At 74.2% G+C, this 13,225-nt stretch carries 10 protein-coding genes and 1 tRNA gene; 8 read left to right on the forward strand and 3 right to left on the reverse strand.

The features are described from left to right. The first annotated feature begins 210 nt into the window (after positions 1 to 210). Genes ACI79E_RS06300 through ACI79E_RS06310 form a run of 3 tightly spaced genes read left to right on the forward strand, consistent with a single transcriptional unit; the run spans position 211 to position 4,798 of the window. Positions 211 to 1,203: an ArsA-related P-loop ATPase gene (locus ACI79E_RS06300; RefSeq protein WP_456931673.1), complete on the forward strand. Its 993-nt coding sequence runs from the start codon at positions 211 to 213 to the stop codon at positions 1,201 to 1,203. After that, the gene (locus tag ACI79E_RS06305) at positions 1,200 to 2,456 is read left to right on the forward strand and encodes an ArsA family ATPase (RefSeq protein ID WP_456931674.1); all 1,257 of its coding nucleotides are present in this window, start codon (positions 1,200 to 1,202) and stop codon (positions 2,454 to 2,456) included. The genes ACI79E_RS06300 and ACI79E_RS06305 overlap by 4 nt, the downstream gene beginning before the upstream one ends. Positions 2,457 to 2,497: 41 nt before the next feature. Further along, a complete protein-coding gene (locus ACI79E_RS06310; protein WP_456931675.1) occupies positions 2,498 to 4,798 on the forward strand; it encodes a penicillin-binding protein in 2,301 nt (766 codons plus the stop codon). 100 nt (positions 4,799 to 4,898) lie between these two features. Here the strand turns inward: ACI79E_RS06310 and ACI79E_RS06315 are convergent, their stop codons facing one another. Then, complete coding sequence (locus tag ACI79E_RS06315) at positions 4,899 to 5,351, reverse strand: GatB/YqeY domain-containing protein (protein ID WP_456931676.1); 453 nt, start codon at positions 5,349 to 5,351, stop codon at positions 4,899 to 4,901. Between the two features lie 53 nt (positions 5,352 to 5,404). Here ACI79E_RS06315 and ACI79E_RS06320 point away from each other — a divergent pair, with 53 nt between their 5' ends. The 5 genes from ACI79E_RS06320 (at position 5,405) to ACI79E_RS06340 (ending at position 10,764) form a co-directional block, all read left to right on the forward strand. After that, positions 5,405 to 6,316, forward strand: a complete 912-nt coding sequence (locus tag ACI79E_RS06320; protein WP_456931677.1) for a metallophosphoesterase — start codon at positions 5,405 to 5,407, stop codon at positions 6,314 to 6,316. 31 nt (positions 6,317 to 6,347) lie between these two features. Next, positions 6,348 to 6,424: transfer RNA gene (locus ACI79E_RS06325), tRNA-Pro, on the forward strand. Between the two features lie 101 nt (positions 6,425 to 6,525). After that, positions 6,526 to 7,842 carry a hemolysin family protein gene (locus ACI79E_RS06330; protein WP_456931678.1) on the forward strand — a complete coding sequence of 439 codons (1,317 nt, stop codon included), beginning with the start codon at positions 6,526 to 6,528 and terminating at the stop codon, positions 7,840 to 7,842. After that, positions 7,839 to 8,912, forward strand: coding sequence for a hemolysin family protein (locus ACI79E_RS06335; protein WP_456931679.1), 1,074 nt, complete (start codon positions 7,839 to 7,841; stop codon positions 8,910 to 8,912). The genes ACI79E_RS06330 and ACI79E_RS06335 overlap by 4 nt, the downstream gene beginning before the upstream one ends. Before the next feature lie 4 nt (positions 8,913 to 8,916). Next, positions 8,917 to 10,764 (forward strand): prolyl oligopeptidase family serine peptidase, encoded by a 1,848-nt coding sequence (locus tag ACI79E_RS06340; protein ID WP_456931680.1) that lies wholly within the window; start codon positions 8,917 to 8,919, stop codon positions 10,762 to 10,764. A gap of 121 nt (positions 10,765 to 10,885) precedes the next feature. Here the strand turns inward: ACI79E_RS06340 and ACI79E_RS06345 are convergent, their stop codons facing one another. Beyond that, complete coding sequence (locus ACI79E_RS06345; protein ID WP_456931681.1) at positions 10,886 to 11,953, reverse strand: aspartate-semialdehyde dehydrogenase; 1,068 nt, start codon at positions 11,951 to 11,953, stop codon at positions 10,886 to 10,888. After that, positions 11,950 to 13,218 (reverse strand): aspartate kinase, encoded by a 1,269-nt coding sequence (locus tag ACI79E_RS06350; protein WP_456931682.1) that lies wholly within the window; start codon positions 13,216 to 13,218, stop codon positions 11,950 to 11,952. The genes ACI79E_RS06345 and ACI79E_RS06350 overlap by 4 nt, the downstream gene beginning before the upstream one ends. Positions 13,219 to 13,225 lie beyond the last annotated feature (7 nt).

Raw genomic sequence — 13,225 nt, forward strand, 5'->3', positions numbered from 1 at the left:
CGGCTCCTGGCCCCGTCCCGGGTCCCACCCCGAGCTCGCGAGGGGTGGGGAGGACGGGGTCACCCTCGGCTCCTGGCCCCGTCCCGGGTCCCACCCCGAGCTCGCGAGGGGTGGGGAGGACGGGGTCACCCTCGGCTCCTGGCCCCGTCCCGGGTCCCACCCCGAGCTCGCGAGGGGTGGGGAGGACGGGGTCCTTCTAGGCTGATCGCCGTGGCCTCCGAACCGTTCCCCGTGCGCTGCCACGTCGTGACCGGCAAGGGCGGGACCGGCAAGACGACGGTGGCCGCCGCCCTCGCCCTCGCCCTGGCCGCCGACGGCCGGCACGTGCTGCTCGTCGAGACCGAGGGCCGGCAGGGCATCGCGCAGCTGTTCGACACCCCTCCGCTGCCCTACGAGGAGCGCCGGGTGGCGGTGACCCGCGGTGGCGGCGAGGTGAAGGCGCTGGCCATCGACGTCGAGGAGGCGCTGCTCGAGTACCTCGAGATGTTCTACAACCTCAAGCGGGCCGGCCGGGCACTGCGCAAGATGGGCGCCATCGACTTCGCCACCACGATCGCCCCGGGCCTGCGCGACGTGCTGCTCACCGGCAAGATCAAGGAGGCGGTGACCCGCCGCCGCGACGGCCGCCGGGTCTACGACGCCGTGGTGGTCGACGCCCCGCCGACGGGCCGGATCACCCGGTTCCTCGGCGTCACCGCCGAGGTCGCCGGTCTGGCGCGATCCGGGCCCATCAAGACCCAGAGCGACGGCGTGATGGCGGTGCTCAAGTCGCCGCAGACCGCGGTGCACCTGGTGACCCTGCTGGAGGACATGCCCGTGCAGGAGACCGCCGACGCCATCGCAGAGCTGACCGAGGCCGGCCTCCCCGTCGGCTCGGTGATCGTCAACATGGCCACGGAGCCGCTGCTGCCGGAGGGGCATCTGGAGCGTGCGGCCACGGCCGGGTTGACCGGCGCGGACCTCGCCCCCGCCCTCACCGCCGCGCACGTGCACGACGGCAGCGCGCTGGCCGACGCGCTGGCGGCCGAGGCGGTCGAGCACGCGCGGCGCTGGGCGGCGCAGGACGATCTGCGTGACGAGGTGGAGGCCCTGGGCCGGCCCACCGTGGAGCTGCCCCTGCTGCCCGGTCCCATCGACGTCGGGGCGCTGTTCGAGCTGGCCGGCCGGCTGGAGGAGCACCTGCGGGCCGAGGTGGCGGCGTGAGCGAGGCCGCCGGGACGACGACCGGCGAGCGGCACCGCCACCCGCGCCCCACCGCACCGCCGCCGCCCGAGGCGCTCCCCCTCGACCTGGCCGAGCTGATCGCCGACCCGGCCACCCGGATCGTGGTCTGCTGCGGCGCCGGCGGCGTGGGCAAGACGACGACGTCGGCCGCGCTGGCCCTGGCCGCGGCCGAGTCCGGTCGCAGCGTCGTCGTCCTCACCATCGACCCGGCCCGCCGGCTGGCGCAGTCCCTGGGGCTGGTGGAGCTGGACAACGAGCCGCGGCGGGTCGACGTCCCGGGGGCCAAGGGCGAGCTGCACGCGATGATGCTGGACATGAAGCGCACGTTCGACGACGTCGTGTGCGCGCACTCCACGCCGGAGCGGGCCGAGCAGATCCTGGCCAACCCCTTCTACCAGGCGCTGTCGTCCTCCTTCGCCGGCACGCAGGAGTACATGGCGATGGAGAAGCTGGGCCAGCTGCGGGCCAGCGAGCAGTGGGACCTCATCGTCGTCGACACCCCGCCGTCGCGGTCGGCGCTGGACTTCCTCGACGCCCCGAACCGGATGAGCCGGTTCCTCGACGGCACGATGATCCGGCTGCTGACCGCGCCCGCCCGCGCCGGCGGCCGGGCCGGCATGCGGCTGGTGGGCGCCGGCTTCCTGGTGTTCAGCCGGATCATCAGCAAGGTCCTCGGCGGGCAGCTGCTGCGCGACATCTCCGCCTTCGTCTCCGCGCTGGACACCATGTTCGGTGGGTTCCGCGAGCGCGCCACCGCCACCTACGAGCTGCTGCGCCGGCCGGGCACCTGGTTCGTCGTCGTCGCGACGCCGGAGCCCGACGCCCTGCGCGAGGCCTCCTACTTCGTCGACCGGCTGTCCTCCGAGCAGATGCCCCTGGCCGGGCTGGTGCTCAACCGCACCCACCCGCCGGCCACCACCGGGCTGACCGCCACCCGCGCCGACGCGGCCGCCGAGGAGGTGCTGGAGGCCGGCGGGGAGGGCGCCGAGCTGGCCGCCGGGGCGCTGCGCGTGCACGCCGACCGCATGAGCGCCGCGGCCCGCGAGCAGCGGCTGGCCGACCGGTTCACCAGCGCCCACCCGCAGGTCGCCGTCCGCACCGTACCGGCCGCCGCCGGCGACGTGCACGACCTCGACGGGCTGCGGGTCATGGCCGACGCGCTGACCGGTCCGGACGCCGACACGCCGACCGGCGTCCCCCGTAGCAGAGTGCTGCCCGCGCGCCGTCGCTGACGGCGACGTCAGGAGCACGTCGGCACGTACATTTGCTCGCGATGTCTCCCGCCGCCCCCGCCCGCGCCCGGGTCCTCGCGAAGCTCGCCGCGACGATCGTCCTCGCCGGAGCACTGCTCGCCGGCATGCTGCTGCCCTTCGTCGGCGGTGGCGGTGTGGTGGCGCGGAACTCCGCGTCGCTGCTCGACGCCCTCCCGGTCGAGCTCACCGACGCCGCCCCGGCCGGCAACACCCGGGTGCTCGCCGCCGACGGGTCGCTGATCACGACCTTCTACACCAACAACCGGACGCCGGTGGAGCCCGACCAGATCGCCGACGTGATGAAGCAGGCGCTGGTCGACATCGAGGACTCCCGCTTCCAGCAGCACAACGGCCTGGACGTGCAGGGCACGCTGCGGGCGCTGGTGACCAACGTGGCCGCCGGGTCGGTGCGGGAGGGCGGCTCGACGCTGACCCAGCAGCTGGTCAAGCAGACCCTCGCCGAGACCGCCGCGACCCCCGAGGAGCGCCAGGCGGCCACCGAGGAGAGCCTGGGCCGCAAGCTCAAGGAGGCCCGGCTGGCCCTCGCCCTGGAGGAGAAGTACTCCAAGGACGAGATCCTCACCCGCTACCTGAACATCGCCTACTTCGGGCAGGGCGCCTACGGCATCCAGGCCGCGGCGCAGAAGTACTTCAGCGTGGACGCCGCCGACCTGACCCTGCCGCAGGCGGCGATGCTCGCCGGACTGGTGCAGAGCCCGGCCAACGACGACCCGATCGCCAACCCGGAGAACGCGCAGGTCCGCCGCAACCAGGTGCTCCAGCGCATGTTCGACCTCGGGCACATCAGCCAGCAGGAGCTCGACGAGATCTCCGCCTCGCCGGTCGACGTCCAGGAGGGCGTGTCGCCGCCCAACGGGTGCGTCAACGCCGCGCTCGGCGGCTTCTTCTGCGACTACCTGTACGGCTACCTGACCGGGGTCCTCGGCCTCGGGGACACCGAGATCCGCAACGGCGGCTGGACGATCCAGACGACGCTGCGCCCGGACATGCAGGCCGCCGGCGACCAGGCCGTGCTCAACACCCTCGCCATGGGCGACGAGCTGGTCGGCACCTACACCGCGGTGGAGCCCGGCACCGGCCACGTGCTGGCCATGTCGGTCAACCGCCGGTACGGGTGCGGGGAGGCCGACTGCGAGTCGGTGAACTTCAACGTCGTCCCGAGCAAGGGCGCGGGGTCGACGTTCAAGGTGTTCACCGCCGCCGCCGCGCTGGAGGAGGGCTACTCCAAGCACTACACGATCACCACCGGCGACCGGTACACCTCGCGCGTCTACAAGGACGGACGCCGGCCCTACTCGGTGCCCAACGCCGGCCGCTACCCGGCGACGCTGGACATGACCCGGGCGCTGTACATGTCCTCCAACACCTACTTCCTCGCCCTGGAGGACGCGCTCGGCAGCGTCGAGGGCCCGGTGCGGATGGCCGAGCGGATGGGCATGCACTTCGACGCGCCCAACCAGTTCCCGGCCGAGACGATCATCGCCGAGAACCGCGGCTCGTTCACCTTCGGCGCCGACGCCGTGAGCCCGCTGGACCTCGCCAGCGCCTACAGCACCCTCGCGGCCAGCGGCACCCGCTGCGACCCGACGCCGGTCACCGCGATCCTCGACCGCCACGGGCAGCCGCTGACCCGCGACGGCGAGCCGGTGGTGCAGGACGACAACTGCACCGAGGGCGCGGTCCCCACCGGCGTCGCCAACACCCTGAACCAGATGCTGCGCGGCGACGTCGAGCCCGGGCACCCCGGCCAGACCGCCGAGCGGGCCTACATCCCGGGGCACCAGATCGCCGGCAAGACCGGGACGATCAACAACAACGCCTCGGTGACGTTCGTCGGATACACCCCCGAGTACGCCGCCAGCGTGATGGTGTTCAACTCGGTGGCCGACCGCAGCGTCGGCGGCTTCGGTGGCGGCAAGGGCGCGACGATCTGGCACGACGCGATGCAGCCGATCCTGAGCGGCCGGCCGGCGGCGGAGTTCCCGCCGGAGGACGCCGTCGTCGCCAACGGCAACACCCGCGAGGTGCCCGCCTGCTCGTCGGAGGACGAGTGCCGCGGTGCGTTGCAGGCCGCGGGCCTGGACGCCACCACCGTCGCCGTGGACAGCGACCAGCCGGCCGGCACGCTGCTGGGCACCGATCCCGGCGCCGGGAGCCGGATCACGCCCGAGCAGGTCGTCTCCATCCTGGTGAGCAACGGCTCCGGGCCCGTCGCCCCGGCACCGGACGCCGGGGGCGCCGCGCCGCCCGCACCGGACGGGGCGGCCCCGCCGGCCGGCGGGGCTCCGCCCGGCAACTGACCGCCCCATGACGTCCCCGGCGACCGCTCCCGGCCCGGGGACGTCGCACGTCCGGGGCCGGCCGCGGTGCGCGGCGGCCCCAGCGGGTCGGCCGGGCCGTTCAGCCCAGCTGGCGGCGGACCTCGGCGGCCACCCGGCCACCCTCCGCCCGCCCGGCCACCTGGCCCTGCACGGCGCCCATCACCCGGCCCATGTCCTTCATCCCGGTTGCCCCGGTGCGGGTGATGACGTCGGCGACGAGGGCGGCGAGGTCGGCGTCCTCCAGCTGGGCGGGCAGGTAGGCGCCGACGATGTCGCCCTCGGCCCGCTCCCGCTCGGCCTGCTCGGTGCGGCCGGCCGCGGCGAAGGCCTCCGCGGCCTCCCGCCGCTTCTTCGCCTCCCGGCGCAGCACGGCCTGGACCTCGTCGTCGGTGAGCTCGCGGGCCTCCTTGCCCGCCACCTCCTCCGCGGTCACGGCGGTCAGCACCATGCGCAGGGTCGCGGTGCGCAGCTCGTCGCGGGACTTCATCGCGGTGGTCAGGTCGGCGCGCAGCTGTTCCTTGAGGTCGGGCACGACCTCAGCCTGGCACGGCGGTCGCCGCGGCCGCGCCCGTACCCTGGACTCCCGTGCGCGCGACCACCGTCGTCCCCTCCGCCGTCCTCGCGTCGGCGACCGCGGGGATCGCCTACGCCTCCCTGTACGAGCGCAACCGCTGGACGCTGCGCCGCTTCGACGTCCCGGTGCTCGCGCCGGGGTCCGAGCCGCTGCGGGTGCTGCACCTGTCCGACCTGCACATGACCGCCGGGCAGCGGTCCAAGCAGGCCTGGGTGGCCTCGCTGGCCGACCTGGAGCCGGACCTCGTGGTCGACACCGGGGACAACCTGGCCGGGCACGACGCCGTCCCCGGCACGCTGCGCGCGCTGGAGCCGCTGCTGGAGCTGCCCGGCGCCTTCGTCCTGGGCAGCAACGACTACTACGCGCCGAGGCCGAAGAACCCGCTCAAGTACTTCAAGCGGCACCACAAGCGGGTGCACGGCGACCCGCTGCCGTGGCGGGACCTGCGCGAGGGCATGACCCGGCGCGGCTGGCTGGACCTCACCAACGCCACCGGCGAGCTCGTCGTGCGGGGACGCCGGATCGTGTTCGGTGGCGTGGACGACTCGCACATCCGGCGGGACCGCTACGACCGGATCGCCGGGCCCGCCGACACCGGCGCCGACCTGCGGCTCGGGCTGGCCCACTCCCCCGAGCCGCGCGTGCTGGACCGGTTCGCCACCGACGGCTACGACCTGCTGCTGTGCGGCCACACGCACGGCGGGCAGCTGCGCATCCCCTTCTACGGCGCGCTGGTCACCAACTGCGGCATCGACCGCGACCGGGTGCGCTGGCTGCACCGGTGGGCCGAGCCGGCGCCGGACCACCCCGCCGGGACCTGGCTGCACGTCTCCGCGGGGCTGGGCACGAGCCCCTACGCACCCGCCCGGTTCGCCTGTCCGCCGGAGGCGACGCTCCTCACGCTGACCGCCCGTCAGAGCTGAGGACGGCGTCGGTTAGACTTCTCGGGTACCTCGGGGTGTGGCGCAGCTTGGTAGCGCGCGTCGTTCGGGACGACGAGGTCGCAGGTTCAAATCCTGTCACCCCGACCAGTGCTCAGGGGCCGCCGCGAGGCGGCCTCTGAGTCGTTCCCGGGGCCGGTTCCCCGGCGCCGGGGGTTCGGCAGCCCACCCCCGGGGCACCGGGGGTGGCGATGACCGAGTGGCTGCTCCTCCTCGCCGCGGTGGCGCTGACCGCGCTGACCGGCTTCTTCGTGGCCGCCGAGTTCTCCCTCACCACGGTCGACCGTGGCAGGGCGGAGGAGGCGGCGGCCGGTGGCGACCGCCGGGCGCGCGGGGTGGTGACGGCGCTGCGCTCGCTGTCCACCCAGCTGTCGGCCGCCCAGCTCGGGATCACCCTGACCACGCTGGTCGTCGGCTACCTCGCCGAGCCGGCACTGGGCCACCTGCTGCGCGGCCCGCTGGAGACCGTCGGCCTGCCCGCCGGTGCGGTCACCGGCGTCTCCTACGGCGTGGCCCTCGCCCTGGCCACCGTGCTGCAGATGCTGCTCGGTGAGCTCGGGCCCAAGAACCTCGCGATCGCCAACCCGCTGGCCGTGGCCGCCTTCGTCGCCCCGGGCATGCGCGCGTTCACCCGTGTCTCGGGCGTGGTGGTCACGGGCCTGCAGGGCCTGGCCAACGCCATCGTGCGCCGGCTCGGCATCGAGCCCCGCGAGGAGCTGGACTCCGCCCGCGGGGCCGACGAGCTGGCCGCCGTGGCCCGCCGCTCCGCCGAGGAGGGCGACCTGTCCCCCGTGGCGGCCCGCCTGCTGCAGCGGTCGCTGGGGCTGCGGCAGAAGCTGGCCACCGACGTCATGACCCCGCGCACCCGCCTGTGGAGCCTGCCGGCCCGCGCCACCGCGGCGGACGTGATCGCCGCGTCGGTGGAGTCGGGCAACTCCCGCTTCCCGGTGTACGGCAGCGACCTGGACGAGGTCGTCGGCGTCGTGCACGTCAAGCACGCCGTCGCGGTCCCCGAGGCGGAGCGGAGCACCCGCACCGCCGGTGAGCTCGCCTCCCCGGTGCTCGCCGTCCCCTCGTCGCTGCAGCTGGAGCGGCTGCTGGACCTCCTGCGCGAGCAGGGCCTGCAGATCGCCCTGGTCGTCGACGAGTGGGGCGCCACCCACGGCGTGGTCACCCTGGAGGACATCGTGGAGGAGCTGGTCGGCGAGATCTCCGACGAGACCGACCGGCCGCTGCGCACCCTCCGCCGGGCCGACGACGAGACCTGGCTGCTGTCCGGGCTGCTGCGGCCCGACGAGGTGCGCGACCGCACGGGGGTGCCGGTGCCGGAGGGCCGCTACGAGACGCTGGCCGGGTTCCTCGCCGAGCGGCTGCAACGACTGCCCGAGGTGGGCGACACCGTGGCGCTGGAGGGCGCCCGGCTCACCGTGGAGACCCTGGACGGACGGCGGGTGGCGCGGGTGCGCGCCGAGCGGGTCGAGGCGCCCGTCGAGGGGATCGCGGCATGAGCGACGTCGTCAGCCTGCTGGTCCTCGTCGCGCTGCTGCTGGGCAACGCGTTCTTCGTCGCCGCGGAGTTCGCGCTGGTCTCCGCCCGCGTCGACCAGATCGAGCCGCGCGCCGCGGCCGGCTCGCCCCGGGCGCGCAAGACCCTCGCCGCGATGCGCAACGTCTCCCGGATGATGGCCGGCGCCCAGCTGGGCATCACCCTGTGCTCGCTGGGGCTCGGTGCCGTCGGCGAGCCGGCGGTGGCCCACCTCATCGAGCGGCCCATGGCGGCCCTCGGCGTCCCCGAGGGTCTGCTGCACCCGATCGCGCTGGTGATCGCCCTGTCGATCGTCACCGTGCTGCACATGGTGCTCGGCGAGATGGTGCCCAAGAACATCACCATCGCCGGCCCCGACCGCGCCGCGCTCGTGCTGGGCCCGCCGCTGGCCACCCTCGTCCGGCTCCTCGCGCCGTTCATCTGGTTCTTCAACACCGTGGCCAACGGGTTCGTCCGGCTCTTCGGCGTCCAGCCGACCGACGAGGTGACCGCCAGCTTCGACGAGGCCGAGATCCGCTCGATGATCACCCAGTCGCGCAAGGAGGGCCGTCTGGGCGACGAGGTCGGCGAGCTCGCCGCCGGCGCGCTGACCTTCGAGCAGCACGACGTCGAGTCGGTGCTGCTGCCCCTGGACCGCGTGGTCACCGTGCCGCGGTCGACGACGCCGCGGCAGCTGGAGGCGGTCGTCGCCGAGCACGGCTTCAGCCGCTACCCGGTGCGCGGCGAGGACGGCGCCCTGCGCGGCTTCGTGCACGTGAAGGACGTGCTGGGGGTCGACGGCGACCACCGCGACCGGCCGATCGACGAGGAGCACATCACCCCGCTCGTGCCGCTGGTGGCGCACTCGGGGCTGCCGGACGTGCTCTCCGAGATGCGCACCCAGGGCGCGCACCTCGGCCACGTCGTCCGGGACGGCGCCACCGTCGGCGTGGTCGCCCTGGAGGACGTCCTCGAGCAGCTGATCGGCGACGTCCGGGACGCGGCGGTGGACCACCCGGGTGTCGGCGCGGGAGCCGGTGCCGGGGGAAGATGACGCGGTGAGTGCCCAGCCCGCCGAGTCCGGCGTGATCACCCCCGCGACGCCGACGCCCTACGCGGCGGCCCTCCCGCCGGAGGTCACCGCCCGGTGGCAGGCCCGCTTCCGCGCCCCGCGGGTCAGCCTCCCCGACTGGGCCCGCGACGCGCCGCACCGCTGCCTGTACTCCTCCGACGTGAGCGGCGTGGTCGAGCAGTACGCCTGGGACCGCACCACCGACGCCCACCGGCAGGCCACCGACCGGGCCAACGGCACGCTCATCGGCACGATCAGCCCCGACGGCGAGACCATCTGGTGGTTCGCCGACACCGACGGCGACGAGTTCGGCGTCTGGATGGTGCAGCCCTTCGCCGGTGGCGACGACCGGGTCGCCGTCCCCGAGGTGGGGCCGGCCTACCCGGCGGGGCTGGAGATCGGCACCCGGCTGGTCGCGGTCGGCCGCTCCACCGACGACGGCTCGGAGCTGTGGCTGGCCCCCGCCGGCGGGTCGCCGCGGGTGGTCTACCGGCACGAGGACCCCGCCTCGGTCGACGCGCTCACCCACGACGAGGACCTGCTGGTCGTCTCGCACTCCGAGCACGGCGACCCGCGCTACCCGGCGCTGCGGGTGCTGCGCACCGCCGACACCACGCTCGAGGCCCCCGCGGTCGTCGCGGAGAAGTGGGACGGCGAGGGCCGCGGTCTGCACGCCCTGGAGTTCGCCCCGCTCCCCGGCGACCGGCGGCTGCTGGTCGGCCACGAGCGGCGCGGGCGGGAGGAGCTGCTGATCTGGGACGTCGGCACCGACACCGAGACCGAGATCGTGCTCGACCTGCCCGGCGACGTGACCGCCGGCTGGTACCCCGACGGCTCGGCGCTCCTGGTGGGCCACGACCACGCCGCCCGCAGCGAGCTGTACCGCTACGACCTGGCCACCGGGTCGCTGGAACGCCTGGACACCCCGCGCGGCGTCGTCCGCGGCGCCACGGCCCGCCCCGACGGCACCGTGGAGCTGGCGTGGTCCAACGCCGAGCTGCCGCCGGTGATCCGGCGGGCCGACGGGCCGGTCGTCCTCGCCGCGCCCGGGGAGGAGCCACCGGCGGCCTACCCCGTGGAGGACCGCTGGGTGCCCGGGCCGGGCGGCGACATCCACGCGCTGGTGGTCCGGCCGGCCGGCGAGCCGCCCCACGCCACGGCGTTCCTCGTGCACGGCGGCCCGGAGGCCGCCGACGACGACTCCTACCGTGCCCGCCGCGCCGCCTACGTCGACGCCGGCTACGCGGTCGTGCACGTGAACTACCGCGGCTCCACCGGCTACGGCAGCACCTGGCGGGACGCGCTCACCGGCCGCCCGGGCCTCACCGAGCTCGAGGACGTCGCCGCGGTCTACGACGCCCTGGTCGCCGAGGGGGTCGTGGACCCCGCGCGGGCCCTGCTGTCCGGCGGGTCGTGGGGCGGCTTCCTCACCCTGCTCGGGCTGGGCACGCAGCCGGAGCGCTGGGCCGCCGGGATCGCCGAGGTGCCGGTCGCGGACTACCTGGCCGCCTACGAGGACGAGATGGAGGGGCTGCGGGCCTACGACCGGGCGCTGTTCGGCGGGTCACCGGAGGAGGTGCGCGACGTCTACGTCCGCTCCTCGCCGATCACCTACGTCGACGCCGTCCGCGCTCCGGTGCTCGTGGTGGCCGGCGCCAACGACCCGCGCTGCCCCATCCGGCAGATCGACAACTACCTGACCCGCCTCGAGGAGCTGGGCAAGCCGCACGAGGTGTACCGGTTCGACGCCGGCCACGGCTCGCTGGTCATCGAGGAGACCATCCGCCAGGTCGAGGTCGCGCTCAGCTTCGCCCTGCGCAACGTGCGGCCGTAGGCGCCCGCCGGCCGATCACCGCGGTCACGCCGACGGGAGGACGGAGTCCTCCCCGAGGTGGGACGGGAGCCGGCTCAGCGCAGGCGGGGGACGGCACGTGGCCGCGGTGTGACCCGGAGGGTCACCGTGATGCAGCGATGAGCTCGGCGATCTGGACGGTGTTGAGGGCGGCGCCCTTGCGCAGGTTGTCGTTGCTCACGAACAGCGCGAGGCCCCGGCCGTCGTCCACACCCGGGTCCTGCCGGATGCGGCCGACGTAGCTGGGGTCCTGCCCGGCCGCCTGCTGCGGGTTGGGGACGGCGGTCAGCTCCACGCCCGGCGCGCCGGTCAGCAGCTCGGTGGCCCGCTCGACCGACAGCGGCCGGGCGAACTCGACGTTGAGCGACAGCGAGTGCCCGGTGAAGACCGGCACCCGCACGCATGTGCCCGACACCCGCAGGTCCGGGATCTCGAGGATCTTGCGGCTCTCGTTGCGGAGCTTCTGCTCCTCGTCGGTCTCGAACGTGCCGTCGTCGACCAGCGAGCCGGCCATCGGGAGCACGTTGAACGCGATCGGCCGCACGTACTTGACCGGCTCGGGGAAGGTCACCGCCGCGCCGTCGTGGGTCAGCTCGGCGGCCTTGTCGACGACCGCCTTGACCTGGGTGTCGAGCTCCTCGACGCCGGCCAGCCCGCTGCCGGAGACCGCCTGGTAGGTGCTGGCCACGATGCGCACCAGCTGGGCCTCGGCGTGCAGCGGCTTGAGGACCGGCATCGCGGCCATCGTGGTGCAGTTCGGGTTGGCGATGATCCCCTTGCGCATCTCGCCGAGGGCGTGCGGGTTCACCTCGGCGACGATCAGCGGGACGTCGGGGTCGCGCCGCCACGCCGAGCTGTTGTCGATCACCGTCACGCCGGCCTCGGTGAACCGCGGCGCCTGCACGCGGGAGGTCGTGGCCCCGGCGGAGAACAGTGCGACGTCCAGCCCGGTGGGGTCGGCGGTGGCGGCGTCCTCGACGGTGATCTCGCCGTCGCCCCACGGCAGGGTGCTGCCGGCGGAGCGGGCGGAGGCGAAGAAGCGCAGCTCGCTGATCGGGAACTGCCGCTCGGCGAGGATCTGGCGCATGACGCCGCCGACCTGGCCGGTGGCGCCGACGACGCCGACCCGCAGGCCGTCGCCCGTGCCGAGTCCGCTGGACAGCGTGCTCATCGTCCCGTCCCTCCGTAGACGACGGCCTCGGCCTCGTCGGTGCCGAGGTCGAAGGCGTCGTGCACCGCGCGGACGGCGAGGTCCACGTCGGTGTCGCGGCACACCACGGAGATGCGGATCTCCGAGGTGCTGATCAGCTCCAGGTTGACCCCGGCGTCGGCGAGCGCGCCGAAGAACCGCGCCGACACCCCGGGGTGCGAGCGCATGCCCGCGCCGACCAGGGACACCTTGCCGATGTGCTGGTCGAAGCGGATGTCGGTGTAGCCGACGGTGTGCTTGACCTTCTCCAGCGCCGCCAGCGCGGCGGGGCCGTCGCTCTTGGGGAGCGTGAAGGAGATGTCGGCGAGCTTGCTGGCCTCGGCCGACACGTTCTGCACGATCATGTCGATGTTGACCTCGGCGTCGGCGAGCACGCGGAACAGCTGCGCGGCCTCGCCGGGCCGGTCAGGGACCCCGTAGACGGTGACCTTGCCCTCGGAGCGGTCGTGCGCGACGCCGGTGATGATGGCCTGTTCCACCGTGAGGTCCTCCATCGAGCCGGTCACGATCGTGCCGGGGAGCTGGGAGTAGGAGCTGCGGACGTGCACCGGGATGCCGTAGCGGCGGGCGTACTCGACGCAGCGGAGCATGAGCACCTTGGCGCCGGAGGCGGCCAGCTCGAGCATCTCCTCGTACGTCACGGTGTCCAGCCGCTTGGCGTTGGGGACGATCCGCGGGTCGGCGGTGAAGACACCGTCGACGTCGGTGTAGATCTCGCAGACGTCGGCCTGCAGCGCGGCGGCGACGGCCACCGCGGTGGTGTCGGACCCGCCGCGGCCGAGCGTCGTGACGTCCTTGGTGTCCTGGCTGACGCCCTGGAACCCGGCGACGATGACGATCGCGCCCTCGTCGAGGGCGTCGCGCAGCCGGCCCGGCGTGACGTCGATGATCCGCGCCTTGCCGTGGCTGGAGGTGGTCAGCACCCCCGCCTGCGAGCCGGTGAACGACCGCGCCTCGTACCCGTGGGTGTTGATGGCGATGGCCAGCAGGGCCATGGAGATGCGCTCACCGGCGGTGAGCAGCATGTCGAGCTCGCGACCGGCCGGGTCGTCGGTGATCTGCGCCGCGAGGTCGAGGAGCTCGTCGGTCGTGTCGCCCATCGCGGAGACCACGACGACGACGTCGTCGCCCGCCTTCTTGGCCGCCACGATGCGCTCGGCGACGCGCTTGATGTGCGCGGCGGAGGCGACGGATGATCCGCCGTACTTCTGGACGACGAGGGCCACGGGTCCA

Source organism: Geodermatophilus sp. SYSU D00079, assembly GCF_054050635.1.